This window comes from Halorubrum coriense DSM 10284, from assembly GCF_000337035.1.
GTDB classification, from domain to species: domain Archaea; phylum Halobacteriota; class Halobacteria; order Halobacteriales; family Haloferacaceae; genus Halorubrum; species Halorubrum coriense.
The window spans coordinates 19,653-45,824 of record NZ_AOJL01000063.1 but is presented as its reverse complement, the minus strand read 5'-3'; the positions used below and the strand labels follow the sequence as shown (position 1 = coordinate 45,824).

Sequence of the window (26,172 nt, the reverse complement as noted above, 5' to 3'; positions counted from 1 at the left end):
AAGTCGAACGCCTCATTCTCTAACTTTACGCGACCCAGCAACCATGACTTACTACTATTAGATCCGCTATCGGTTAGTAACGTGAATGCCCTCCACAGCACCCGTTCAAAAGTCACGAGACAGAACTATGATTGATGTTGAGAAGTCTGTGCTCCATACCCAGGGTACGCGCATCGGGTCACCTTCTCACAACATCCGTAGATGAGCTCAGAAGCCACAACTCACGATACGGAAGCTAGTCACGCCCCAGACCCCGAACTCCTAGCCCTTCTTGTGGCAAATCTGGTTCCGATTGTTGGGATTGTTATGTTCAACCTGTCGGTTTTAGAGCTGTTGACGTTATACTGGCTTGAATTCGGCGTCGTATGCTTTTGGGCGGTTGTTCGAGCGACGTTTGCCGGGCGGCCAATGGAACGGAATGGGGATCCAATCCTGTTGGGGGCGATTGCCGCAAAACAGACCTCCATTTCAGTCCCACTAATCGGAGCTAGCGTCCGACTAATGACGATCCCGACACTTTTGTTCGTGGTACCGACCCTCATCGGACTGTGGCTATTCGTCGGGGCACTGGTTGTCGGCCCCGCAGCAACTGTGAATCCAAATGCCAACATCTCGTCGTGGCTCATTATTGGCGCGTTTGGAATCTTCATCGCAGCAGGATGGCGAACTCTCACTGCTTACTTCCAGGATGGTGGTTATCGTGATCACAACGTCGCAACCGCTCTTCAGAGTGTTGTCACGGAAGGCGCAACAGTACTCATCGCGAGCATCATCGCGCTGCTCACCGCAGCCCTGATCGTCTCTAACGGTGGAGTTGGAGAGTCCTCTCGTGCGGTTGAACGAGTTGCGACGGGACCACTTGTCGCTGTGGTAGTCTCAATTAGGCTCCTCACCGATCTCACAGGGTACTACTATGATGGCCGTCTCGGTGTGGGGTTGTGGTCACTTGTCGGTCGTGGGGAGGCGTACAGTCCCCCAGAGCGTGAGATGATTGAGACAACGTTGTCAGGAACCCCCACAGATCTGCGCCCGTCGCTGTCGGGACGACTGCTACCTACGGCGTCACGTTTCCGGACACACCCTGGACCGTGGTTCCTGACACCCCTCGCCTTTCTCGCCGCATCACTTGCTGTGTTTGAGGGTGCTACCCAGATAGCGGGTGGCATCATGTTTCTCGGGATCGGCGTCCCGCTTGGTCTCATCCATCTCGACTACTGGATCCGGTACGCTGGTGTTGAATACCGGTTAGATTCAAGCACTATCGTTGCGGCTGATACCCTGTTTCAAACCCCTCTTTGGCGGTACGAATCGCTGGCTGATCATGAGATTCGAATCGAACGTGACGCCGTCGACAGGCGGTTGGACACCTCGACGGTAATCGTTGACCGCGGTGACAGACCGATCAAGCTACCACGAATCGAAGATACGACCCCAATCACGAATTCGCTTGTTGACGCGAGTACTGCTGACAATGACGCTACTGACAATTGGAATGTGAATATTAACGAGCCAGACACTATGGCAGAAACTAGCATCAAATTGTTGCGGTTGGATGGTACAGCACCCCGTATGTCGCTTGCATCGGTGGCCCTGTTCGGGGTCATCTCACTGATTGCGTTAGTGATAGCTGCTCAGTCCGAAGGCGGTGTGGCAGCTGGTGTCTTCGTATTTCTGTTCACTACGATTCCGCTCGTCGGGCTTATCATCTATTATCTCAAACAATAGTTACCGTCGTTGACCCTCCAGTATTAAGCTGTGATTCCACGCATTGGAGACAATGATCTCTATTGTCGAGGTGTCGGTACTAGGAACATCTCTTTGACAGATGGATAGTACCGCTGGACAGGGTCGAGGGCCGTCCTTCCAGCGGGGGATGATCGATGGAGCGTCGCGGGGGAGTAGATGAGCCTCTCATCCGTTGGGNACCGCTGGACAGGGTCGAGGGCCGTCCTTCCAGCGGGGGATGATCGATGGAGCGTCGCGGGGGAGTAGATGAGCCTCTCATCCGTTGGGGGGAGGTGAGCGATGGGAGAGGCTCAGCGACCGGACATTTGTTGAATACCGCCTCCGGCCGGCGGCTGCCTGTATATAATACTGGAAATAGTATCAAGCCCGTAGCAGCGTTTCATCGAGAGAAACACGGCGCAGTTGGACTTGACTCAGGTTCTTTGAGTGTTAGGCTATGCCCCAGTTGAGGTAGTGGTATCGTTATACTGGTAGCCACCGAACCCGAGAAGTGGGTAAAAAATGAACGAGAGAAACGTGAGTCCGAGGCCAAACAGAATTCCTTTATTGAATTTGCCAGCGATGTCGATACTAACCTTCAGCGTGGCGAAGAAATTGATCACCGGAACAAAAAATAGAGCAAACCAATACCATGCGTTTCCGCTTATTTTGACTAAGACGTAGAGGTTGTATATCGGGATAATTCCAGCCCACCCTGATTTACCCGCTTTCTCAAACATTCTCCAAAATCCGGCAAAAATCAAAATAATAAGTCCTAATGTAACGAACAATTCAATATTGGTACCACTAATTCCTTGTATCGAAACGGATGAACCCAATGCTGATCGCATCAGTCAATGAATTCTCTTACATTAATAAGAAATCCAAGTCAGCGTTTCACGCTCTGAATCACGACCGTTAGAATAATTATAATCCGAAGTGTGCGTCACGTGCGACAACAGTATACCCCTGAACCGAGAGCACCTCGTCACGATACCGATTCGCGATCAGCTGTTGTGGGACACGTCGTAGTCCGAACCGCCGATTTGAGGTGTATGTCACGTCGATCGTTGTATGTTCACCCGAGCTGTTAATTGTCGACGTATATGTTGCCCATGGTTGGTCATCAACCGTGACTTCTGATTCAATTACATACCCACCACCTGCTGTCGAATCGGTTTCGGTTTGGACAGTCACGTCGGCCGATCGGAGTCCAAACAGGTACGAAACGGAGTATATTGCTGTGTCACCTTCTGTAGAGACCTTATCAGCCATACCCCATTGAAGTCCGAGAACAGGCGGCACGGGCCCGGAGAATTCGTCAATAACAGTATCAAGCTCGTTACTAGTTCGAAGTCGGAACATCCCATTTGACTGAAAAATAGAAAACTGTACACTAGTAAGGAGGAGAGTTGCGACGAGAACAGCTGGTAGCAATGCTGTTACGAGATACGTGTCGAGGGATGCTGACACCGCGAGGACGACGACAAACGCGTTGAGTGGACGTTCGCGTCTGAGATATTGTTGTGCGACATCAACCGCTTCCTGTGAGCGCTCGGAATCCGTGGAGGAGATCGTGGAAACCGTTGGTGACAGGAATTGTGATTATTGTGTTTTGACACAACCTCTCAACATCAGTAGAGGTTGAAATGGTGAACACAGAGCTAAAAAGAAGCAAATGGATGTGGCAACTAAGATTAATCTTGACTCTCGAACAAAGCAGAGTCATGGTGATTAATAGACATGATAGATGACATCCTCGAGTCCATATTTGAACTACTGCTGGAGTTGGTCCCAAACGCGGTATGGAAGGTTCTGCTGAGTGTGGTTGGGATCGTAGTGACGGTAGTCGGCGCGACAAAAATCACAGAGTCAACACGAATAGGGGCCGCATTAATCGTCATCGGTATATTCTTGTTTGTAGGCTCTATCGTCTCGTTGTATCGATAGAGCCAATTTTTCGTTCGTCTATCACGACGCCGTCACGAGGACGAACGCGACGACACCGATAAGGATAAACACGAAGCCGGTCAGTTTCACTCGGCGGCCATAGACATTGAAATCGTCTCGGAAATATATGATTGTAACGAGGCGCGACGGATGTCGGAACGGGCTCAGTGGCCGCGGGTCTGGAATACGGTCACGCAGCCGTCTGTACTCGGTAAATGGCCAGATGGCATAGAGTTTGAGCCCGAATACAAACCCCAAAACCGATACAAGGGCCGCAAGTAACGCGAATCCGACTAGATCAGTCACACTGACCTGGAGCGATGAACTCTCCGCGTTCAACAGAAGTGCCACTATATTGATCTCTTCTCCCGCGTGAACGCGGAGGAATCCGCCCATCGGATTCGGGCAGTCGATGCCCTTTGGTTCCAACCCGCACTTGGAGGGAACCGGCGACACACCGGGTGAACTCTCGTTTGTCTCCCTCGCAGGGCTGTGGCCCGGCCAATGAGGCCTCATCGGATTCCATGTCATCGCCGTGCGAACCACCGCTGGTTCGCCACCCCTTGTGGTTCGGGGACGGCATCTCACCGAATCCGTAGCGTCCGTATGGGCAGGGCCACGAGTTTCAATCTATCGGGACAAACNGCCACCCCTTGTGGTTCGGGGACGGCATCTCACCGAATCCGTAGCGTCCGTATGGGCAGGGCCACGAGTTTCAATCTATCGGGACAAACAGACCAAGTGTCGCTCGACCCCCGCCTGAAGACGGGGGTATGCGCTTGTCTCTCTATCATAATCGGTGAAAGGCATACCCTGAAGCTTTCGACGACTGTGACGATCTCAGACACGATGTGCCCACATCCGGTGTTCTTCCGTGGCTCCGTCGATCCCATTGAATCGAAAACCGTATTCAGGTCGGTTGTCTACCGTGAAAATGTACAATTTTTAGTTGCTAGGCGAATAATCAGCGAAGCGATGTATCCAGCCCTCCAACAGAACGATTGTACATTCGGACGACGCATACAGCGACTCCCGCTGCTTCGCCTGTTATACCGCTCTCGGTGGTGTGAGCAGGTCAGTCTGCAGTCAACTGAACCTCGCAGCAACGCCCGACTATCTCTCAAGTGTAAGCAGTCTCGTGGTGATTGACAGTATGGCCGACGATTCAGGTGTGAATATTAAGGGCCCCGATAGTCTCAAAGGTGCGTTGCTGTACATCCTCATTGGGATTGCTATCATCAGTTACGGGGGATACGATTACGTTCAACAGTCGGAGGCAGTTCGAGAGTCAGTTGAGGTTGATGTGACTATCACTGAAGTCGACATCGAGACGGACAGCGGAACATCATCAAATCCAGGTGCGAACTTTGATCCGGTGGTTGAGTTTGAGTATACATATAATGGGAGTGAATATACTGGGACAAAAATATACCCCGCAGATATTGAACAAAACTACGAAACGCAGTCAGGCGCCGAATCAGCCATTGAGGAGTACGAACAGGGGACACAAACAACCGCATATGTTTCTCCCGATCAGCCGGGAGATGCGTTTTTGAAAAATCAAACGTCGAACGCACCGATCATCGCAATTATACTTGGTGGAGTATTCACCCTCTTCGCAACAGTTTCGGCCATGAGGAAAATCTAACACGTTGAATCTGCGCTGAAGATGGTTAGTTGGGTGTAGAGCAGAATATATACGCTGCTCATCAGAAATACTTGGCCTGAATGCTGGGAATCTTTTTGTTTCTAAGTCAGAGAGCGTGGATAACACCTATACAATTGCCGGATACCGACTGAATTATTGGAGTATTCCCAATCAGCCGGTGCTAGACATCTTGGCGAGGGTTTCGATCGACGACGTCCGCGAACGCAACGTTCTCACGCACCTGTTGTATCTCGACGGTGACGCGGTCTCCGACACTCGTTTCGGGAACAATCACAACGTAGCCGCGCTCCACTTTCGCGATCCCGTCACCTTGGTCACCGAGATTCTCGATCTCAACGTCTCGCTGTTCACCTTCTTCAACAGGCGGGCCGTCGTATTCTTGCTGGTGACCATCGTCTTCAGCCGACTGGTTGATCTCAGTCGTGTTCGTGGCTTTGGTATCCGACGTCGACGTCGAAATAAGCGCAACACGGTATGTTGATCCCTCACTAACTGTCCCAGTCGCTATCTCTCGTTCCGGCACAGTGATCTGGTAGGTATCATCGTCTTGCTCAACAGTCGCAGTATACAGTGTCTGGAGCGTCTCAGAAACTTCCATAAATCGTGTATTGTTTCAACTCGAGCCAGTTGACTTGTTTCTAGCGTTTCTCGTGCCCTCAACTGACTATCGGGGCTCTGACAGAAGAACGCGATGGGCCACTTCAGGACTTCTCACCATCATCAAACACGGCGGCAAATTCCTCGAGAAGTTCTTTTTCTGACCGTCCATCACCACGAGAGGGAAGTGGTGCTTCCCAGCATTCGATTTGGAATGTATGCGCACTTGACACCGACTCCGGCTCAGTTACCACATTGAAGATGCCGGTCCGATAGATTGCCAGAAGTCGCTGGTCATGAACAGTAACATAATCAATTCCAGCCCGGCTCAGGACGGCAGGAATGTCAGTCGGCTCAGATAGCGACACAGAGGCGGTTGGAGACGCCGAATCGCTCATACCTCGGTTTGGTCAATCGTGCCGATAAATGCCCTGAATAGAAAGGGATCCTATTGTTGACCAGCCAGACCACCATTGATCCGGGTTGAGAAATCTTGAATGGTATATTATCAGCAGACTCGAGAACCATTTTCTCGTTGTAGCTACCTGACTCAAGGAGAGAGTCCCGCCCTTTAGAGCGGGCGTGAATCCGACACACTACGACACATACCCCGTTCGACGCTTACTCCGGGGTATCCTCCCTAACTTTCTTCTCTCCCTCAAGGAGCAATCCCTTCCATGTCAACCCACGATGTTTCTTCAGTTGCTTCAGTCGTTCGTACTGTTCGTCGTCATCGAACTCGATGCGAATTGCGACCATACAGTATCACATGAACGGAACAATTATGTGAGTTACGGTATAACCAATAGGTGATGAAGCGGGCCAATACGTTCGATGTGATTCCGCAGTCCAACGAGAACGAGGAGTTGCTTCGACGCCTGTTGGACGCTTCGGCCGCTCTCTGGAACGAAATCAACTACGAGCGCCACGAACACTATACTGACCCAGACGAAGACGTGTGGGACATCAGCGAGTATCGCAGTCGCTACGGCGGAACACTCGGTGCGTCCACGGTTCAACAAATCGAACGCAAGAACCGCGAAGCGTGGAACTCGTTCTTCAGCCTCAAAAAGAATGGCGAAGCCAACGGTAAACCCGGATACTGGGGGAACTCGGAAGACGGACGAGAACTCCGAACGTACATCCGCAACACGTCNAACCCGGATACTGGGGGAACTCGGAAGACGGACGAGAACTCCGAACGTACATCCGCAACACGTCATACTCAGTCGAGTGGGGTGAATACGCCCGGCTCGAAATCCTCGTCGGCAAAGACCTGAAAGACGAGTACGGGTTGGGACACCGCGAACGCCTCCGGCTCGAAGTTCGAGGCGAACCCAACTGGAAGGAGTACGAGAAACAGGGTCGGTTAGAGTTGTTCTACGACGAGCAAGCACAGACATTCAGGGCCTTTCAGCCAGTCACAATCAGCGAAGACCATTCTCGACTGGCACACCCACTGGCTTCGGAAGAAGCCGCTCTGGATATTGGTGCGAACAACCTCGTCGCCTGTACAACCACGACCGGTCAGCAACTCTTGTACGAAGGACGCGGGCTNAAGCCGCTCTGGATATTGGTGCGAACAACCTCGTCGCCTGTACAACCACGACCGGTCAGCAACTCTTGTACGAAGGACGCGGGCTGTTCAAGCGGTTCCGTGAAACCACGCGAGAAATCGCCCGGCTCCAATCACTCTTGGAAGAAGGACGATACAGTAGTGACCGAATCCAACGCCTGTATGACCGGCGTACTAATCGACGTGACCACGCCCAAGATGCGCTCGCTCGTGACCTCATCGAACGCCTGTACGAGGATGGCGTTTCGACGGTGTACGTCGGGGCGCTGACGGACGTGCTTGACACGCACTGGTCGGTAGAGACAAACGCGAAGACGCACAATTTCTNATACGAACCCGCAAGTTGCCTCCGTGGGTCGGTAAGCGATACCCCCCAGCGCGAGGAAACCTCGCCGTTCACGGCGAGGAGGATGTCATCAAATCTCTGGATTCACGGATTGTGTTGGTTAACGCTAGAGAGCAGATTTTCTCTAAACCCCGATCCCACCGACAGACCTCCGGCAGATGGCACCAACACGCTCAACGAGGTGGGTTCAGAAGGGATCAGATCCCGACAACCGTGATCACGTCGCCTGTGACGGCTGTAGACTGGTCGTCAGCGAGACCACAGGGTCACAAGACGATATCGGCGCTGAAGCGGCAGTAAGTAGGAAGAAAGGCAACGATCCTTCCTCAGGAATCGGCTATCGTCGGGGTTACGGCCAGAGCCCTCGAATCTCGTGAGCTTCGGCAATTCGAGAGAGGGCGACGATGTATGCCGCGTCACGCCACGTCACGTCTCGTGTGTCGAACTCCTCGCGCACGTCGCTCCAAGCCGCCAGCATCTCTTTCTCCAGTTCGTCATTGACGCGCTCCAGCGACCATGACCGGCGGTTAATATCTTGGAGCCACTCAAAGTAGCTGACAGTCACCCCGCCAGCGTTCGCCAGAATGTCCGGAATCACCGGAATGTCGCGCTCGGCGAAGATTTCGCTCGCCGCAGTCGTCGTTGGGCCGTTCGCCCCCTCGATAATGATCTCCGCGGAAATGTCGTTGGCGTTGTCCGCCGTCAGCACGTTCCCGATTGCCGCTGGAATCACCACATCGACGTCAAGTTCTAGCAACTCCTCGTTACTCACGGTCTTGGGCGCCTCGTGGTCCATCACCGCTTCGGGCTCTTCGTGGTGGGAAGGGATGGCGTGTGTGTCCAAGCCGTTAGCGTCGTAGACGCCACCATTGACATCGCTGACAGCAACCACGGTCGCACCCCAGTCGTCAAGAAGACGGGCAGCGTTCGACGCGACGCTGCCGTACCCCTGAACGGCAACATCAGTCTCCATGATGTCTTTGTCGTAGTAGTCGATCGCCTCGCGTGCGATGATGGCGACGCTCCGCCCTGGTGCCCCATCACGTCCCTTGCTGCCGCCGACAATCGGGGGTTTCCCCGTGACAACGCCGGGGATGGTTTCGCCTTCCTGTATTGAGTAAGCGTCCATCAGCCATGCCATCGTCTGCGGGTCCGTCCCCATATCAGGGGCAGGAATATCCTTCGTTGGCCCGATTACGGACCGAATCTCGTCGGTGAAGCGGCGCGTCAGCTGCTCTTTCTCGTCGGCGGTGAGGTCCTTGGGATTGACGGCGATACCGCCCTTTGCGCCGCCGAATGGGATGTCCATCACCGCGCACTTCCAGGTCATCCACATCCCGAGTCCGACACACTCTTCGCGCGTGACCTCGGGGTGGTACCGGAGCCCACCCTTGAACGGGCCGCGGACGCTGTCGTGTTGGGCCCGATACCCGGTATATACCTCGACATCACCGTTCTCGCGTTCGACCGGGACGGTGACCTCTTGAACCTTCTTCGGATGTTTAAGACGTTCGACGATGTGCTGGTCGATGTTGAGGTGGTCAGCGGCGTGTTGGAGCTGGCGGCGGGCCGTCTCCAGAGCGGACTCTTCCTCGGTTGGTTCCTCCATCGTCTCGTTGGGTGTCGTTGATGTCGAAGCCATTCTTATTCGAACGGCATCTGTCGATTCCGCATCTCACCTGCGCAGTCCGGGCACGTGCCAGGGTTCTCTTCTGTAACGACCACATTCCCGCATTCGAAACATTCGTATGGTGATTCCTCGGCCGAGTTTTGATTGACATCTCTCATGGCTAATTGCGAGTCCCAGCACCGCCAGGTGGGGTACTCTATTCACTAATAATGAGAATAGAAAGGAATACTCGGTAGTTGAAAACTAAGCCTTAGTTCAGCGAGAATGTTTACTATACAACCGGTGTCGATATTGATGTGGATAGGCCACAAGGCAGACTTGAACAGTAGGATCGCTCCAGAAACCCGAAGCGGTCAGTCACTGTGTCCTACAGCGACCGGTTTATGATCGTCGACGAGTGCCGCGAACAATTTTCGCTGTGCGGATCTGATATGCTGATAGAACGCCTGTGGTGAGATCCCTAACGAGTCCGCGACAGCCTTGCCATCGGCTTTCCGTGGTGATGCGAAGAACCCACTATAGTACGCCGTCTCGAGGACTTCGAGTTGTCTGTTCGTTAGACGATCGAGAACAGAGGCGTAGAACCCGTGTTCCGAGGCCTGTTCCCGGGTCTGCTTCGACACCAAGGCAGTATCACCAAACCGGTCAGTAAGCAGCTGAGTTACGTGCCGGACACCGCTACTTGCTGGTAGATCGATGATTAGCGTCGTACCTGTTACTGTAGATGTCACACTCCGAAGGACAACCCCGTGACCAGCGAGCTCTGTCGCGAGGAAGGGTTCGGAGAGCCGAAGTCGCAACACACCGCCCGTCTCGCCACCACGAATCTGCTGGACGTCTTCGACGACCGTGAGACCATCTGTTGCGGCGACGACCCTCTCAAGTGGTGCGTCATCGACAGTAACAAACAAGAAATTCCCGGTAGCGGTCTGTTGAACACCACCTTCGTAGGTCAGCGTACAGTCGGCCGCTGTAGCCAGTTGTGTAAGCACGAACGACGGGTCGCTCACCTCGTACTCGATTCGCGTCATCGATGTCGTGAGCAGCGCCTGCTTGCGCTCGGTTGCGCTGATCGCGGCAGCGATCGTTTCCCCGAGCTCCGAAACGACCATCTGAATGGTTTCGTCGAACGCGTCAGGTGTCTCCGCGTACATAGTCAAAACCCCGTATGAGAGGTCGTTATACACCAATGGAACACTCAACACGGATAGGAAGTCCCGGGAAATTGCCTCTTTGCGCCACGAGGCCGCATGGAGGTCAGCCGCGACGTTCGAGATGTGTGTCGCCTCACCTGTTGTCGCCGTTCGACCTGCCGGCTCGACCCTCTCCTTGGAGACACGGAACGATTGGGCGTCGAGATACCCCAGATTGGTTCCTGCCCACGCGTGCGGCGTCACCGTCTTCCCTGCGTCGTCGAGCGTACCTATCCAAGCGAACTGGAAGCGGCCGTCAGCAGTGAGCTGCTCGCAGACGGTGTGATCAATCTCCTCGCGGGTCTCAGCTTCCACGAGTGCTTGGTCGATTTCACGGATAGTCTCGTTGATCCGGTTGAGCGTCGTGAGCTGGTTGTTCTGGCGCTGTAGTTCGCGGTCCTGTTCGCGCAACTGTGACTCACGGCTGACACGGTCGAGGGCGGCTTCCGCGGTCGCCGCCAGTAGATCGGCGAGTTCCCGCGTAACGTCGTCGAAAACGCCGGTTTCTCTCGACCCTGATATAAACACGCCGTGATTTCCGAGGGGAATATAGGCGGCACTTCGGATGTCAGTCGCGGGATTGATGAGACGATCCGCATCGTGAACGTCGTCGAAGTACAGGGTCTCGTTTTCGACGAAACTGCGGCTCGTGAGGTCAAGGCCATCTGCGTGAACCGCAGGAAGCGGGCCGTGAGCCTCTTGAAGTGCCTGAGAATGGGTAGTGGGTCGGAGTTGGTTGTCATCGGCATCAAAGAGGTAGACAGCGCTGGCGTCGAGCCCGAGGACATCGAACGTGTCATCGACGACGTGCTGGGCAATCTCTTGGTGGGTCTCGGCGTACAGGAAGTCCCGAGCAGTCTCCTGAAGCGTCGCCAAGGCCTGTTCGCGCTGTTTGCGCTTCGTAATGTCCCGACAGCTGTACAGTACCGTACCGTCCTGAATGGAGACTTCACGGACGTTTACCAGTAATGTGTGTTTGCGGCCGGCTTTGTCGGTCGCCGTCGTCTCGATGTTCTTTAAAACCTCTCTCTCGGCCAGTTCCTTGCGGTCAAAGAGATCCTCGCCAAGGAGATCTTCGATCGTGCCCAACTGCTGGATTTCGTCGGCAGTATACCCGAATATAAAGTGGACGTTCGGGCAGACGTATGTGTACTCACCGTCCTCGTCGGTCATGAGGACGGTATCAGTCATGTTGTTGAGTGTAACACGGTGTAGTTTCTCTGATCGCCGGAGTTGCCGTTCGAGGTCGACACGCTCGGTGATCTCGACGCTGTCAATGATGATAGAGGTGAGCTCGCCGCGCTCGTCGGTGACCGGCTGGACGGAAAGATCTAACACACGTTTATCAGTTGCCGATGCTTGTGTGACGACAACGTGCCCAAACTCGCCGCGTTGCGCTGTCTCGATAAGTCGACGAACATCGTCGCTAGTCTGTGTGTCACTCGGCCACCAAGGGAGTGTCCAGAACGGGTCGCCGACCACGGCGTCAGCATCGACGTTGATGATGTCACGAGCGGCCTGATTGACGCGCTTGAGCGTTCCGTCCGTGTCGAGTACCCATGTTGCCGACCGAGTGTCGTGGAAGGTGGCATCGAACTGTCGTGCGCGCTCGCGCTGTGCCGCCGATCGCTGGGCGTCCCGAAGGGCCCGTTCGGTACGCTGTAGCGCATCGGGAACAATCTTCTCGGGGGGTACACGGATGGCGATGTAGTCGGAAACACCAGCTTCGATGGCCTCACTAGCAATGACTTCGCTTCCTTCAGTTGTCCCTAGTAGTATGGGGAGCGTCGTCGTTGTGTCGCGAATCCTACGGACGAGATCGATACCAGTGGTCTCGGGGAGACTATAGTCGGTAACGATACAGTCCACGGTGGTTTCGTGGAATTTCTCTTGAGCTGCCGTGACTGTCGAGACTGACTGTACAGTTGCGTCAAACCGGGCCTCGAGCCGGTCAGTATACGCCGCTATCCACGTTGTGTCACCGACGGTGACGATTGTTGATTGGTCGAGGACACTCTTGGAACTGGAAATCATATGTGAAGGGGGGCACTCATCTCGAATCCAAATATAGCACTACGCAACGTGTTGATGCCGACGGCTACCTCCTCCTTAGTCAAAACCCTCGCTGTTTAATATTAAACCCTAACTCATTAATTGGGTTTCTAGTTCAATGATTATTGACATCCTCCTCCGGCTAAACACAGAGGAGGATGTCAACGAGGCCCACATTACTTGGAGGCGGAATTAAGAACGCGAAGATACTGAAGATGGCGATGACGAATCGACAGTGAAAGAAAGTGCCGTAGAGTAGCCAAGAGTGCCACTAACTTCGATGGGGAAACCCATATACCCCTTCGGATTCTTGTAAACGTGTGGATAAATCAGACGAAACTGCGACTGAACTGGTAGACGATATTGATACCGGCGGTCTGGGGACAGCCGTGATCGCATCCATCGGGTCGGTCGCACTCGCACTGTACTTCTATTATGTTCGTGGAGACAAACAGCGGGGACAGTTTGTCGGCCTGTGGCCAACGACCATTCTCGCTGTGGCGTCGTACTTCAAACTCGAAGAGATCAAACAGAAACTTGACGAACTCAGTGAGTAAGCCGCTTCACTGATAACTACACGTATTCAGTGGCGAAACGGTCTCAGGCCACCTCAAATTGACAATGACATTAACAGAGTCCGATAACGTCCTGACTGATGACCAGTGGTTCGCAATACTCATGATTGTACTCTCAGTTGTACTATTTGTTTTAATTCGCCGAGATGAAACGGACACCTGACTCGTTCCGATTGAATTGGCGGTGAGAGTCTGCCTTGTTCTGAATGGGATTCACTGCTACCGTCGATTCGACGACAGAAAGAAGATCCACCGACAAGCCAACGACTTCTGTCCTAGTCACTACCTAAGATACGTAAGCACGAAAAATATGCCCAAGCCGGCTCCCGATGCCGGCCATGCCACCCGTCTGTAGATAGCGCCCACCCGTGGCCGGCGTTTCAACTTTGGCTCGAACACCGATTATCCCGTGCTCGACATCCCGCCGTCGAGGACAAGTGACTCGCCGTTGACGTAGTCACCGAGGTCGCTGGCCAAGAACAACGCGCAGTCGGCGACATCCCCGGGATCGCCAAAGCGCCGGCTCGGGATGGTCTGTTTCATCTGCTCACCCTGTTCGCTACCAACGATCGGGACGTCATCGGTGGTCATCGCCGTTTCGATGACCCCGGGATGGATGGCATTCACCCGAATCCCGTGAGGGCCGAGGGCGTCTGCTGTCGCGTACGTCATCAGCCTGACTGCGCCCTTAGAGGTACAGTAAGAGACGTACTCGCCGGTTCCTTCCAGCCCGGCAACACTCGAGAGGTTGACCACGGCACCGCCGTCAGCGTCGGCCATCCGCTGGCCAGCGACCTGCGTGCCGAGGAATACGCCCTTGACGTTAATGTCGAATATCTGTTCGAACTCCTCTTCGGTGACCGAAAGGAACTCTTGGCCCCGAAAAATGCCGGCATTGTTGACCATCACATCCACGCCGCCGAACTCCGCGGCGGCGTCCATCGCTGCTTCCAGATCGCCACGCTCGCTGACATCACAGTGAACGAAGGCTGCGCTGGCGTCAGTCTCTGCTTCGATGAGTTCGTGGGTCGGCAGCCCGCCCTCGCGTGGATCCTCCCGGATGTCCGCAACCACGATATCGGCCCCGTGCTCCGCGAAGGTCCGGCAGATTGCCCGGCCATTGCCGCTCATTCCGCCCGTTACTACCGCGACACGGTCCGTGAGTAGTGGGTCCATCTCATGTCACCCGATTAACTCTCATTATCTTTCGTTATAAATCTTCGCCTGGCTTCCACTCTGTCAGGAAACGCGCTGGGTGAGGTTCTGGATCGGACAGCCGTCCTGCTTGCTTGCTTCGGCAGGTGGTGTTCCGAGCCACGTTGTGGCTCAATGGCGCGAGCGGTTCGTGAGACAGGTGTGGTCGCTGGTGATCTCCTCCTCGCCGTAAACGGCGAGGCTTCCCACGGCACCGCACTGCTGAGTTGGGATATTTGCTGGTTTACGGCCTGTCGGCATGACGGGGTGATGGCGGGGCCACACCGCCGTTACTATTTTTTCAAGGCGAGAATCCCGCCGTTTACGGCGGGCGTGAAGCCGACAACTCCTACACGAACCACCATCGGTTACAGACCGAATACCCTACGACTGTAAGCCTTTATTAGAATTGGGTGTATAGAAATCAGTACGGCCAAATGAAGTACAACCTCGAAACCGGGTCGCACACGGTCTATGCGCTCCAATATCACTTTGTGACCGTCACGAAGTACCGTGTAGACCTACTCACCGACGAAATCGCAGAGCGGGTCGGTGAGATTGCCAGCGACATCTCAGAGGACTTCGGCGTGAACATCCAGAACGTCAACGGCGGAAGCGACCACGTTCACATTCTGTTCACGGCGAAGCCAACGACCGACCTCACCAAGTTCATCAACTCACTCAAGGGCGTCACGTCCCGCAAAATCCGTGACGAGAACCCCGAGGTTCGGCAGGCGCTCGATAAAGCGTTCTGGCAACCGGGATACTTCCTCGCCACCACCGGCCAAGTGAGCATCGACGTACTCATGAAGTACGTGGAGGATCAGTAGCGTGTCTCCGACCGTCACGAAGACGTTGCAGGCGACGTTCGCGCCACCCACGGCGCACAAGCAGTCGAAACTGAACCACCTGCTCGAAACGTACCGTGACGGTCTGCAAGAGGCGTTCGACGCCGGGGCGAGTACCATGTCGGCGGTGAGCGACATCGTGACGCCCTACGACCTGCCGTATCAGGCCAAAGCCGCTCTCTGCAACTACGTCCCGAAACTCCGCAAGACGTACAACGCGCAGGAGTTGGACGACGAACACCCGATACGGCTCACCAACCAAGCCGCGACGTTCGACCACTCCGGGGAACGCGACTACGAGTTCACGTGGTGGGTTCCACGTCCCGGTCGGGGAACGAACTTTTGGATACCGCTCCGCATCAACCCCGAGCAGGAAGACCTCTGGCACGGCCTCGTATCGGAGGATGCGAAAAGCGGGTGAGATACGGCTTCAGAAGCACCGGCAAAACTGGGTACTACACGTCACCGTCGAGTACCCGGTCGAAGAACCAGCGACGGACGGTGACGCCACGCACATCGGCTTAGACATCGGAGAAACCGCCCTCATCACGGGCTGTGCCCTCAAGGATGGTTCTCCGACTGACCCGTTCGTGTGTAGCGGAAGCAGAGCGAAGCATCTCCGCAAAGAGATGCACACCACCCTGAAACGACTCCAAGAGCGTGACGCATCCGAGTGGCGGATTGGCGACCGCTTCTCGCACTACCAGAACGCGCTCACCGACATCGTGGAGAAAGCGTCTCGGCAAGCCGTCGAGTACGCCAAGCAGTACGGGAACCCGGTGTTGGTGATGGAGAATCTGACGTACATCCGCGAACGACTCGACTACGGGAAGTACATGAATCGTCGCCTTCACTCGTGGGCGTTCGCCCGACTACAAGGACGCATCGAGGACAAGGCGACGGAAGCAGGCATCCCGGTCGAGTATGTGAATCCGGCGTACACGTCGCAGACGTGCCACTCGTGCCACCGTATCGGTCGGCGGGACTCGCAGGCCGAGTTTCGGTGTCCGAACGACGACTGCCACGTTTCGACGTTTCAGGCCGACATCAACGCTTCTGCGAACATCGCACGACGGATTGACCCGTGGGGAGAGAGCGTCCCGCTTGACAAGGCGGAACGCGATGACTCGCCACGGGATGGGAGCAGTAGTGACACCGCCACGACTCACCGTGAGACGAGCGAGACACCCTCGCAGATGACGCTCACGGCCTACGAAGAGTCGAAACCCTCTGCCAGCAACAACTAACTGGTATTCCCCATGCGTGGGAAGCCTCGCCGTTTACGGCGAGGAGGATGTCACCAGGGCGATGGTCGGGTGGGAGTGTCAGACTAACCCACGGGAAGTCTCGGGGCTTGACCCCGAGGCAGTTCACGGCCACAAGGTCGTATTCTCGGGCGTAGTAGTTCGACAATTTGTGAAGGAAGTCGCGGCGCTTCCGTTTTAATTCGGCGTGACGCTCGGCCACGACCCGGCGCTGTTTCTCCCAATTCGCAGACCCGTGTTTCTTCCGCGAGAGGCCGCGCTGTGTACGTTCCAAGCATTTGCGCTCATCGGACAGGTCAAGCGATTTGACCGCCGTACCATCGGTGTCGTTTACGCTGTATCAATGCCAGAAACGCTTGTTTCCGGTTTATGCCACAGTAACATATAGCTGTAGCCACGGCAATGACCGAACCAGCGATCGACGCGAACAGCTTGACAAAGCGGTTTGGTGAAGTCAAAGCTGTTGACGGGTTAGACCTTACTGTCGAGTCGGGCGAAATATTCGGCTTTCTCGGGCCAAATGGGGCCGGGAAGTCGACGGCAATCAATATGCTGCTTGATTTCGTGTCCCCGACCGCCGGGACGGCGTCGATGCTCGGGTTGGACGTTGCGTCCGAGCGTAAGCAGCTCCACAGTCGTATCGGCGTTGTCCCAGAGAACTACGGGCTGTACGAGCGGCTGAGTGGGCGTCGACATGTTGAACTCGCCGTCGAGTTTAAAAATGCGACTGACGACCCGGATGACCTGCTCGAACGGGTCGGGCTGTCTCAAGAGGATGCGAGCCGCCCGGCCGGAGAGTACTCGACGGGGATGGGCCAGCGGCTTGCCTTGGCGGTAGCACTGGTTGGCTCGCCAGAGTTGCTCATCCTTGATGAACCGACCAGCGGTCTTGATCCCAACGGCGCACGCGAACTTAGGGAGCTTATTCAGGCAGAAAACGAACGGGGTGCGACCGTGTTCTTCTCAAGTCACATCCTCGAACAGGTTGAGGCCGTCGCCGACCGGGTTGGTATTATCGATGACGGGCGATTTGTCGCAACCGACTCTATTGAGCAGCTCCGGGAGAACCTTGACGCCGGGGCTCGCGTGACACTCCGCGTGGGGCGCGAACCTGAGGGAGAACTAGGCGACCTTCCAAACGTCCGGGATATCGAGGTCGCTGATGGGACCGTTCACGGGACCTGTCTTGAGCCGGATGCCAAGCTCACCCTTATTGATCGGGTTCGAGAGATGACGACCGTCACTGATGTCCGGATCGAAGAGTCCTCGCTTGAGGATATGTTCGCCAGCTACACGAGCAATGCTAGCGACGATGGGGACACTGAGACGGCAGTCGCCGGAGGTGTCGAAGCATGAGCGTCCGAACCGTCGCCCGAAAGGATCTAGCTGACGCCGGCCGGTCGAAGGCGCTCTGGGCGGTCACGCTGGCGGTCGTGTTGTTCACCGCTGGGATAACAGCTGCTGCCGCGGTGACCGTTGGCGAGCCGGCCGCTGTACTGTTTGGCCAAGTGTTTCAGATCATTACCGTGGCTCTCCCTATCATCGCGCTGTTCGTCGCTAAAGGGGCGATTACCGGCGAGCGTGAGTCTGGGTCGCTCCGTGTACTGTTGAGCCTCCCGCCGTCGCGTCGAGATATTCTCATTGGGAAACTCATCGGCCGGATGGCGCTGATGGTCATTGCGACACTCATCGGTGCGGTCGCGACAGGGTTCGTCATGATCACGCTGCTTGGTGACGGACTCGCCCTGTTGGTACCGTTTATGCTCTTTCTCGCCTTGATGGGGATGGCATTCGTGGGTATCGGCGTGGGTATTTCGGCTTCCAGCGCGAGTGACGGCCGGGCTACTGCGTTTGCCGTCGGGGCATATCTTGTCCTTGTCGCCATGTGGAGCCTAATCTTCCGGGTCATCCAAGTCGGCGCCGTTGAACTCGGGCTAATCGAAGCCGGGAGCCAACCGGCCTGGCTCCAGTTTATTAGTCTATTTCCGCCGAACCGCGCTGCGAGTGCCGCATTTGAGGCCGTGAGGAGTGGTGGGCAGATCTTCGCTACCGATCCGTTCGCTTCGGTGTGGTTCCCGACGCTCATCCTGCTTGCATGGATTGTCGTGCCGGCCTTGGGTGGGTATCTGCGGTTCCGGGATGCTGATATCGGCTAAAGGGAGTCGCTGGGACACGACAGGGTGGTGTTGACCGAGAAACGCCCTGACTGCTCCCCCTCGGCCTTGTTTAGACGCTCCTGAAGACACTGGTCAGTAGTACTATTGGATGGACACAATCCATCCCTGAGTGCTTCTCACCTCGAATCTGTCCTTTGGGCAACGATCGTAGCGGACGAGCTACACCACGTCTAAACAAGGCCCTCCCCGTCTACTGGCGACTGTGAATCCAGTACTCGCTATCGTCGCCGTAGGGAAGTCAAAGGGTGTCCTCGTGCGTGAACTCACAGTCCGTCCGAGAACAGCGTTGAGCCGTGTGGGCCGGCTTGGCCTACTCCGCGGAGACGCCCTGCTCAAGGGCCTTGTATGAGACGTACTCGACAGGACATCGGAACGCCCAGACGTGGTGCCACCTCGCCCGTGGAAGCCGCTCTCGACTGTCTATCAAGTCCTCAAACATGATAGCGTCGCAGCCATGTTCGACGGCTTCCGTAACGAGTTTGTTGGCGACGTTGTGGATGATACTTTTTCCCATGCGTCTTCACGCTTTCTGAGGCGAAGCAGCGCGTTGTGCGCGGTTTGTGCGCTGCGCCGTTATATCTCGCCACGTCGTTTCTCGAACTCACGACACCAGTGGTCGTAGTTGTCTCCCTACCAGAATGTACCGGTCGATGAGACGGCGAAATTGTTGACGCCGAGGTCGATATCGAGGGTCGTTTGATCAGAGTGGTCGGTATCTACAGAGAAAACAAGGCGAGTACCTCGGGGCTTGACCCCGAGGCAGTTCACAAGAGATACCGACTGAACGATCCATCATTCGACAATGATGGCACCACGGTGTCCGAGGGCATGGTGGGGCTGACAGGCGTATCTGAAGACGCCAGTTTCAGAGAACGTTTCTTCGAAGTGGACGCCAGACTCAGCGTGGGTAGATTCACTATCGAAGTCACCATCTTTGAATACAATATTATGTGCGCCCCCTTTGCCGGTCCACGACCACCGGATTGTCGTACCGGCCGAGACCTTCACTGCGTGGGGTTCGAACGCAGAGTGACCACTATTACCCTTCGCTCCAGTGGTGATCTCGACAAGACTAGTGTCTAGTTGATCCGTAATGGTCCCGTCGTATCCGTTTGTTCCAGCGAGCCACTCGTCAACGGTCGGATACTCGCTCGACGGTGCAGTATCGACCACGACGACACCTCGCATCCCCGCATCGGCATACGGTTCGCTAACGTATCTGTACGTCCCTTTCGCGTCGAAGGTGTATTCAAATGTTTCTCCAGCCTCCGAAAGCGGTTGCCCACTGTCGAAGGTCCCATCGATCGCTACAACATTGTACTCAACGTCTTCCGAGATCCACTCCCACGTTACCGTGGTCTCTGGTGTCACCTTGATCGCAGGCGGGGAGAACGAGTTTGTATTTGATATGCCGAGGTACACCGTCGGCGGGTCGTCATATCGGAAATCGCGGATCTGGTGCGTCTGTGGGTCATTTGCGGCTGCGAGCCAGGTGTCAAGAGAGTCTTCCCCGTCACTATCGGCTGCTGTGAAGGTTGTACTAGTACCCTGTGTCCGGAGTGCGTGAACCCCGGTCAGCGAACCGAGTCCAACAGCTGTACTTGCGGCAAGGAACGTGCGGCGATTGTTGGAGGGCATTACGCATAGTAGTTAAAATGGTATTATATACAAGCTTGTGGGTAGTTTCAATCTATTAGAATAAGTCCGTTTAGATTCTGACACGGCGAGTTAAGGAGAAACCTCGCGCTGACGAGTGTCGCTGTCGGTGCTGGAATCGCGTTGGCGTAGACGACGGCAACCGACCGGCATCTACAGAGAAAACAAGGCGAGTGCCTCGGGGCTTGACCCCGAGGCAGTTCACATTACTCGTGGTCGTTGCTTGATATCCTCCCCGCGCTGAAGCGCGAGGATTCCCACGGGACCGTACCGCTGGATTGGGATATTGTGGTTTAGATGAGATGCTCTAGGTAACTCTATCAGCTGTAATAATAGGATCCTGACACACATATATCCCACTAAGATGATACCTGTATGGCTCAAGTTGCGGGCACTAACCAAATTCAACAAGAGAGCGAAGACTCAACAGGTGAATTTTGGCGGCACGCCTTCGAGGAGTTCATCGCAAACCTCCCTGAAGCAGCATTCGTCGTTGACGAGGGAGGCACCATCACACAGTGGAACTCAGCGACAGCGGACCTGATCGGACTGCCGGCAAACGAGGCCATCGGCATGAACGCCTACGATGTGTTCGGAACCGAAGACGAAGAGGAAACACTCGCTGAAGAAGTGGTTCGTACTGGAACTCCCATCCGTGAAGAAGAGTTCCGCTCCGCAGAACGCCCAGACGGATCGAAAGCACACGCTCGGGCGATCGCGACACCAATCCAAGCTCCCACCGGAGCAGTCGTCGGCGCAGTCGAGCTGCTCTTCGATGTCACAACCGTTGTTGACCAGCGGGAAACGCTAGCAGACCTCCAAGAAGAGCTTTCAAGCAATGTGGAGGCATCGATGGAGGAGCTCAGCGAGTCAACAAACGAGGTCGCGAACCGCTCGAACGAGATCACCCAACTTGCCTCTGAACAGGCGGGTAAACTCGAAAGTACCCAAAGAGATGTTTCCGGGTTCAGTGCGACAGTGGAAGAAATCGCGTCCAGCGCCGAGGAGGTCAGTAACCAGAGCGCCGAATCGCGAGAGTTAGCTGAAGAGTCCGTTGAAACTGCCGGCGAGGTCATCGAGCAAGTTGAAGACACAGCTGATACATCTGCGTCAGTCGCAGACGACGTCGCCGACTTAGAAGATGAGATCGAACAGGTCGGAGAACTCGTTGGCGTGATCGAGGAGATCGCAGAGCAGACGAACATGCTCGCGTTGAACGCCAACATCGAAGCAGCACGCAGCGACAGCGACGGCTTCGCAGTCGTCGCAGATGAGGTGAAGAACCTCGCAACCCGCTCTCAAGAACAAGCCGACGAGATTGGAGATATCGTCGCGAAGATCAGAGAAAAAGCAAACCAGACGACCGACGAGATGGAGACAGCCAACAAAGAGATTCAGTCTACGAGAGATGACATCAAGATTGTTCTCGAGAACCAGAAACAGATCCTAGCGGCAGTTGAGCAAACTGAAGGCGGGATCAGCGAAATTGCGGATGCGACAGACGAGCAAGCGAGCGTTGCCGAGGAAATCTCGAGTGCCGTCAACGATGTTTCCACCCGTGCCCACACCGTCAGTGAGGAGATATCGGAGATAGCAGATGAAAATGAAAGTCAGAAAGAGATGGTCTCACACCTGACCCAAGATGTCGAAGAACTTGACCAACGACTGTGTAAAGTAACTGATCGGTCAGCCTGAACGGTCTACGATCTAGTGAGATCGGACCTCACGGTATTTTTTGATCGCTTTGTGAGCCCCCGACTGGATGAGTGGAACGGAACGACGGATCTGGTCGTGACCAGTGACTCCTGTATCGAAACCGCCGACTGACAGATCGTCGAGAACCGTGTACCCTTATTCGAACACCGGCTACCAAAGCGATAACAGTCCGTGGCGCTGTCCATAATGTACTGTGTCGCAACCTGATAACCAGACGGCGTGGAGCCGACTATACATTGATGGAAAGTGGCGCAACGCCGGATCGTCCGATACGATTCCGGTGACGAACCCCGCGACGGGCGAGGAAATCGCGGCGGTACCCGCTGGGACGGTGGGCGATGTCAACGACGCCTATCAGGCCGCCGACGCGGCCCAGTCCGACTGGGCGGCGCTGTCGCGCGAGGAACGTAACGAGTACGTCGAGTCGATGATTGCGGTGATGCAGGACCGGCTCGATGAGATCGTCGAACTGCTCGCGGTGGAGTCCGGCAGCGTACAGGCCAAAGCGACTGCCGAGGCCAACTTCTCTCTGGCGGACTTCCAGAGCGCGCTGGAGATGGTCCCGCCGGAAGAAGAGGTCCGCGATTCGATGTATCACGATGATAAGGACCATCACATCGTCCGCGAGCCCGCTGGCGTCGTCGGAATCATTTCGCCGTGGAACTTTCCGCTACATCTTACGACGCGAGCGCTTGGCCCCGCGCTTGCGCTGGGGAACACTGTCGTCATCAAACCTGCGACAGACACACCGATTACCGGTGGGCTCCTGCTGGCCGACATCGCCGAGGAGGCCGGTTTCCCGGACGGCGTCGTCAACGTCGTCACGGGCCATGGATCCGACATTGGCGACCGGATGGCCGGCCACCCGACCGCTCGCGTGATGTCGTTTACCGGGTCGACGGCGGTCGGCAGGTCCGTGGCCAGTCAGGCCGGAGACGCGCTCGCGCTCCCAGCACTTGAGCTGGGTGGAAATGGGCCGTTTGTGGTTACCGAGGACGCCGACATCGAGGCAGCCGCAGAGGCCGGCTCGGTCGGCGCGTTCGGTCACCAGGGACAGGTGTGTATCTCAATTAACCGCCACCTTGTCCACGAGGACGTCTACGACGAGTACGTCGAGAAGCTCGTCGACTACGCGGAGTCGTTGAATATCGGGAATCCACTTGATGAGGACGTGGAATTCGGTCCGATTATCAACGAGAGCCAAGTCGAGAAGCTCACCTCGTTCATCGAGCAGACCGTCGACGCCGGCGCGACGCTGGAAACGGGCGGCGAGGTCGAGGACCTGTTCCTCGAACCGACCGTTCTCTCGGAGTGTACCAACGATATGTCTGCGGCCTGTAACGAGCACTTCGGCCCCGTCGCTCCGATCATCCCGTTCGAGTCCGACGAGGAAGCTGTCGAACTCGCTAACGACACCGAGTACGGCCTCGCCGCGGGCGTGTACAGCGGTGATGTCGAACACGGCCGGTCCATCGCCGACCAGATCGACGCTGGGATGGTCCACGTCAACGACCACCCGATTCAGGACGAACCCAATGCCCCGTTCGGCGGGATGAAGAACTCCGGCCTCGGTCGGTACAACGGCGAGTGGATTATGGACGAACTGACCGAAACAAAGTGGATCTCTGTCCAGCACGAAGAGCGCGACTATCAGCTGCTTTGAACGGGGCGCTGCCAACGGCGTCACAGAAAGAGCCGGTTGCTCCGCACCGGCTTAGAACTCGTCGATGACAGAGATGCCGGTCACCTCGTACTCGTCCACCGACAAGGGGGTGGCCGGCACCCTTTCGAGCGCGAGCGTTTCCCTGATAATCTTGGAGGGAGCGAGTGTCCCGGCGTCGGTGATTACGATTCGGACGGGCAGTACATTGCGGTCATCCATCGACCTGAGGCCGGAATGACGATCAAGAACGGAGCGGCTGGTGAGCGACTGATCGCGCTATCGAATGTGGTGTGCCACTTGTTCAATGACTGGGTCGCAGATCAACGGCCCGGTGTGGATGACAAATTCGGCAGACGGCCGCTGGTCTCAACATCTGATGAGCGTGCGTATCGATCCACGCTTCGGAGAAATTGTGATAGACACGCAAAACACTTCGTTTCAACCGGAGAGTACTCCCACGATCGCGATCCAGATGGCTGTCACGTCATAAAATATACTGCCGCATTCGACTGTCCCTCAAGTGTGAGCCACATACTCTTCGGCGTGGTGGGATCACTCACCATTTGAACAGTGGTGTTCCGAATTCATTTCATTTTGACTCATGACACACCCGTGTGATGAGCGCGTGGGCTGTATCTCGTTTCTATTCCAGCTGAGCTATTTTAAGCCTCTTCAAGAGCGACGTAAACTATTATATCCGCGAAGTTATATCTAGAACAGATGCCCTCCGTACTTGAACGCCCAGCATTCCACTACGGGATTCCAGTTATCCAAGCAGTAATCGTCGCGGTGATTGGGTTCACCGTGTTCGATGGAGTAGCGCGTCTGTTCGCACTTGCTCTTGCCGCCATCGCACTCATTGTCGTACCGCAGGTGCTAAAGCGCGCAGCGTAGCCAAATCGACCGTTTAGTAGCATAGGCATAATTAATCACAGAGTTCATGATCTCCTCCGAAATTCGGATACACATAATCTGGACATCATATATTCACTTCGGAACGTAGACGAGAGGTTCGTATCGGTGGGCAGGGTAGCGACCGGCCTCATCGACTACCGAGAACAAGCTTTGTGGCCATGTTCCTAGTATCTCGTGGATGCGCTCGTACGATAACAGGTTCCTGCCTTGAATGACGAGTTTGAATCGCTCGGCGAAAGTCTCGGGGTTCCATACAGCATCTTCGTCGAGATACTCAGAAGGCGACTCTGCGATACTACTGTAATGGGCTTGTGCGAACCGATTGTGGTAATGAATGACGAGGTACCCACCGGATTTCACCGCATCGTAGAGGTTCACCAGAGCGCGCTCAATATCTCTAACGTAGCAAAGTGTGAACAAGCAGGAGACGATATCGAACTGCTGTTCGGGGTCAAACGTCGGAAGAACCGCCTGATTGAATTCAGCGTTTAGCCCGGCTTCGCGTGCGTGACCACGATTTTCTACGAGGACTGCCTCGGCAGAATCATACCCGACCGCAGTCGTGTCAGAGTAGCGTTCGGCGACCTCGAACACAAGATCACCGGGGCCACAGCCAACATCGGCGTACGCATCCGGGTGTTCAGATAGCTTCGTATTGATAAATTCGACGAGGGGTTTCAATACGAGATCTTCACTCGGGCTCGTGTCTTCGCGTCTGCTCTCGTCAGCTCCCTCCCAGTACTCGTCCCAATTGATGGTATCCGTGTATGTTTCTTTTGTCATAGTAATCTGCCGGGTCAGTGACTGAGGCGAACGTATATACTGGCGTGTTTCTTCGGAGCGATCAGTCGCGGCGACCCATTGCGTAGAACTCGTCGTTTGGACGCATGTCCGCGACGGTTGCCATGCGGTTAGAGAGGTTGAAGAACGCGGTGACCGAAGCCACGTCCCACACTTCCTCTCGCGAGAAGCCGGCGTCTCGGAGTCGCTGTACGTCTTCACCGGTCACGGCCTCGGGAAGCTCAGTGAGCTTGACGGCGAAGTCTAACATTGCCATGTGCTGGTCAGATACGTCCGCCTGTCGGTGGTTGGTGGCAAGTTGGTCGGCGAGTTTTGGCGCACCGGAGTAGACGCGACAAAGCGCGCCGTGACCGACCACGCAGTAGAGGCAATTATTTGCGCCTGACACCGCAACAATGATCATTTCGACTTCCTCGCGAGCGAGCGGCGTGTCCAACATGAGCGCGTCGTAGTACGCAAAGAACGCTCGGAAGTGACTCGGTTTGTAAGCGAACGCCGAGAACACGTTTGGAGTGAACCCGGCGTCGTCGGTCTCTTCGTCGATCCGTTCGCGAAGATCTTCGGGGAGGTCGTCGTAATCCGGCACCGGGAATCGTCGCATCGCATCCTCGTTCATGTAATTAG

22 protein-coding genes and 4 pseudogenes are annotated in these 26,172 nt (G+C 55.5%); 11 read left to right on the top strand and 15 right to left on the bottom strand.

Translation table 11 applies throughout. The features are described 5' to 3' along the window. Positions 1–201 precede the first annotated feature (201 nt). Positions 202–1,725 carry a DUF6498-containing protein gene (locus tag C464_RS18785; protein ID WP_152421002.1) on the top strand — a complete coding sequence of 508 codons (1,524 nt, stop codon included), beginning with the start codon at positions 202–204 and terminating at the stop codon, positions 1,723–1,725. A 455-nt stretch (positions 1,726–2,180) separates the two neighbouring features. On the opposite strand, the gene C464_RS16760 is transcribed toward C464_RS18785, so the two are convergent. Together C464_RS16760 and C464_RS18780 are read right to left on the bottom strand one after the other, a co-directional pair. After that, on the bottom strand, positions 2,181–2,465 hold the full coding sequence (locus C464_RS16760; protein ID WP_239640266.1) for a DUF5684 domain-containing protein: 285 nt from the start codon (positions 2,463–2,465) through the stop codon (positions 2,181–2,183). Between the two features lie 1,231 nt (positions 2,466–3,696). Then, positions 3,697–4,206: a hypothetical protein gene (locus C464_RS18780; RefSeq protein WP_152421001.1), complete on the bottom strand. Its 510-nt coding sequence runs from the start codon at positions 4,204–4,206 to the stop codon at positions 3,697–3,699. Positions 4,207–4,828: 622 nt separating this feature from the next. On the opposite strand from C464_RS18780, the gene C464_RS17995 reads away from it, so the two are divergent. Beyond that, positions 4,829–5,323, top strand: a complete 495-nt coding sequence (locus C464_RS17995; protein WP_006114980.1) for a DUF3592 domain-containing protein — start codon at positions 4,829–4,831, stop codon at positions 5,321–5,323. Positions 5,324–5,504: 181 nt separating this feature from the next. On the opposite strand, the gene C464_RS17990 is transcribed toward C464_RS17995, so the two are convergent. The 3 genes from C464_RS17990 to C464_RS19365 all read right to left on the bottom strand — a co-directional run bounded on the left by C464_RS17990 (position 5,505) and on the right by C464_RS19365 (position 6,700). Next, positions 5,505–5,942 (bottom strand): TRAM domain-containing protein, encoded by a 438-nt coding sequence (locus tag C464_RS17990; RefSeq protein WP_006114979.1) that lies wholly within the window; start codon positions 5,940–5,942, stop codon positions 5,505–5,507. Positions 5,943–6,045: 103 nt separating this feature from the next. Continuing rightward, a complete protein-coding gene (locus C464_RS18775; protein WP_152421000.1) occupies positions 6,046–6,339 on the bottom strand; it encodes a hypothetical protein in 294 nt (97 codons plus the stop codon). A gap of 223 nt (positions 6,340–6,562) precedes the next feature. Next, complete coding sequence (locus C464_RS19365; RefSeq protein ID WP_006114978.1) at positions 6,563–6,700, bottom strand: hypothetical protein; 138 nt, start codon at positions 6,698–6,700, stop codon at positions 6,563–6,565. Positions 6,701–6,753: 53 nt separating this feature from the next. On the opposite strand from C464_RS19365, the pseudogene C464_RS17980 reads away from it, so the two are divergent. Beyond that, positions 6,754–7,843: pseudogene (locus C464_RS17980) on the top strand (transposase); the annotation flags it as partial. 369 nt (positions 7,844–8,212) lie between these two features. Here C464_RS17980 and gdhB read toward each other — a convergent pair. The 3 genes from gdhB to C464_RS16740 form a co-directional block, all read right to left on the bottom strand. Continuing rightward, a complete protein-coding gene (gene gdhB / locus C464_RS16745; protein ID WP_049911380.1) occupies positions 8,213–9,505 on the bottom strand; it encodes a glutamate dehydrogenase GdhB in 1,293 nt (430 codons plus the stop codon). Positions 9,506–9,507: 2 nt separating this feature from the next. Then, a complete protein-coding gene (locus tag C464_RS18770; RefSeq protein WP_152420999.1) occupies positions 9,508–9,651 on the bottom strand; it encodes a rubrerythrin-like domain-containing protein in 144 nt (47 codons plus the stop codon). 195 nt (positions 9,652–9,846) lie between these two features. Continuing rightward, entirely contained in the window at positions 9,847–12,720 is a 2,874-nt protein-coding gene (locus C464_RS16740) for a bacterio-opsin activator domain-containing protein (protein WP_006114976.1), read from the bottom strand. 338 nt (positions 12,721–13,058) lie between these two features. On the opposite strand from C464_RS16740, the gene C464_RS16735 reads away from it, so the two are divergent. Further along, positions 13,059–13,295 (top strand): hypothetical protein, encoded by a 237-nt coding sequence (locus C464_RS16735; RefSeq protein WP_049911378.1) that lies wholly within the window; start codon positions 13,059–13,061, stop codon positions 13,293–13,295. 420 nt (positions 13,296–13,715) lie between these two features. On the opposite strand, the gene C464_RS16730 is transcribed toward C464_RS16735, so the two are convergent. Further along, complete coding sequence (locus C464_RS16730) at positions 13,716–14,489, bottom strand: SDR family oxidoreductase (protein WP_049911376.1); 774 nt, start codon at positions 14,487–14,489, stop codon at positions 13,716–13,718. 455 nt (positions 14,490–14,944) lie between these two features. Between C464_RS16730 and tnpA the strand changes: the two genes are divergently transcribed. Next, positions 14,945–15,337 (top strand): IS200/IS605 family transposase, encoded by a 393-nt coding sequence (tnpA, locus tag C464_RS16725; RefSeq protein ID WP_006114974.1) that lies wholly within the window; start codon positions 14,945–14,947, stop codon positions 15,335–15,337. A gap of 1 nt (position 15,338) precedes the next feature. Beyond that, a pseudogene (locus tag C464_RS16720) lies at positions 15,339–16,602 on the top strand (RNA-guided endonuclease TnpB family protein). Positions 16,603–16,708: 106 nt separating this feature from the next. On the opposite strand, the pseudogene C464_RS17975 reads toward C464_RS16720, so the two are convergent. Further along, positions 16,709–16,951: pseudogene (locus tag C464_RS17975) on the bottom strand (transposase); the annotation flags it as partial. 71 nt (positions 16,952–17,022) lie between these two features. On the opposite strand from C464_RS17975, the gene C464_RS16715 reads away from it, so the two are divergent. Together C464_RS16715 and C464_RS16710 are read left to right on the top strand one after the other, a co-directional pair. Next, positions 17,023–17,976: an ABC transporter ATP-binding protein gene (locus C464_RS16715; RefSeq protein WP_006114973.1), complete on the top strand. Its 954-nt coding sequence runs from the start codon at positions 17,023–17,025 to the stop codon at positions 17,974–17,976. Beyond that, positions 17,973–18,776 (top strand): ABC transporter permease subunit, encoded by an 804-nt coding sequence (locus C464_RS16710; protein ID WP_006114972.1) that lies wholly within the window; start codon positions 17,973–17,975, stop codon positions 18,774–18,776. Before C464_RS16715 ends, C464_RS16710 begins: the two co-directional genes overlap by 4 nt. A gap of 268 nt (positions 18,777–19,044) precedes the next feature. Here C464_RS16710 and C464_RS16705 read toward each other — a convergent pair. Continuing rightward, positions 19,045–19,520, bottom strand: a pseudogene (locus C464_RS16705) (RNA-guided endonuclease InsQ/TnpB family protein); the annotation flags it as partial. Positions 19,521–19,589: 69 nt separating this feature from the next. Further along, entirely contained in the window at positions 19,590–20,435 is an 846-nt protein-coding gene (locus tag C464_RS17970) for a halocyanin domain-containing protein (RefSeq protein ID WP_239640265.1), read from the bottom strand. Between the two features lie 393 nt (positions 20,436–20,828). Between C464_RS17970 and C464_RS16700 the strand changes: the two genes are divergently transcribed. Next, complete coding sequence (locus tag C464_RS16700; protein ID WP_006114969.1) at positions 20,829–22,148, top strand: methyl-accepting chemotaxis protein; 1,320 nt, start codon at positions 20,829–20,831, stop codon at positions 22,146–22,148. Positions 22,149–22,362: 214 nt separating this feature from the next. After that, positions 22,363–23,832: an aldehyde dehydrogenase family protein gene (locus tag C464_RS16695; RefSeq protein ID WP_049911375.1), complete on the top strand. Its 1,470-nt coding sequence runs from the start codon at positions 22,363–22,365 to the stop codon at positions 23,830–23,832. A gap of 51 nt (positions 23,833–23,883) precedes the next feature. Here C464_RS16695 and C464_RS19020 read toward each other — a convergent pair whose 3' ends face one another. Next, complete coding sequence (locus C464_RS19020) at positions 23,884–24,051, bottom strand: hypothetical protein (protein ID WP_006114967.1); 168 nt, start codon at positions 24,049–24,051, stop codon at positions 23,884–23,886. A gap of 501 nt (positions 24,052–24,552) precedes the next feature. Here C464_RS19020 and C464_RS19360 point away from each other — a divergent pair. Then, on the top strand, positions 24,553–24,726 hold the full coding sequence (locus tag C464_RS19360; protein WP_167539346.1) for a hypothetical protein: 174 nt from the start codon (positions 24,553–24,555) through the stop codon (positions 24,724–24,726). A 93-nt stretch (positions 24,727–24,819) separates the two neighbouring features. Here C464_RS19360 and C464_RS16690 read toward each other — a convergent pair whose 3' ends face one another. Both C464_RS16690 and C464_RS16685 read right to left on the bottom strand, forming a co-directional pair. Then, positions 24,820–25,530, bottom strand: a complete 711-nt coding sequence (locus C464_RS16690) for a class I SAM-dependent methyltransferase (protein ID WP_006114966.1) — start codon at positions 25,528–25,530, stop codon at positions 24,820–24,822. Positions 25,531–25,591: 61 nt separating this feature from the next. Then, positions 25,592–26,164, bottom strand: coding sequence for a peroxidase-related enzyme (locus tag C464_RS16685; RefSeq protein ID WP_152420997.1), 573 nt, complete (start codon positions 26,162–26,164; stop codon positions 25,592–25,594). Positions 26,165–26,172: the final 8 nt, after the last annotated feature.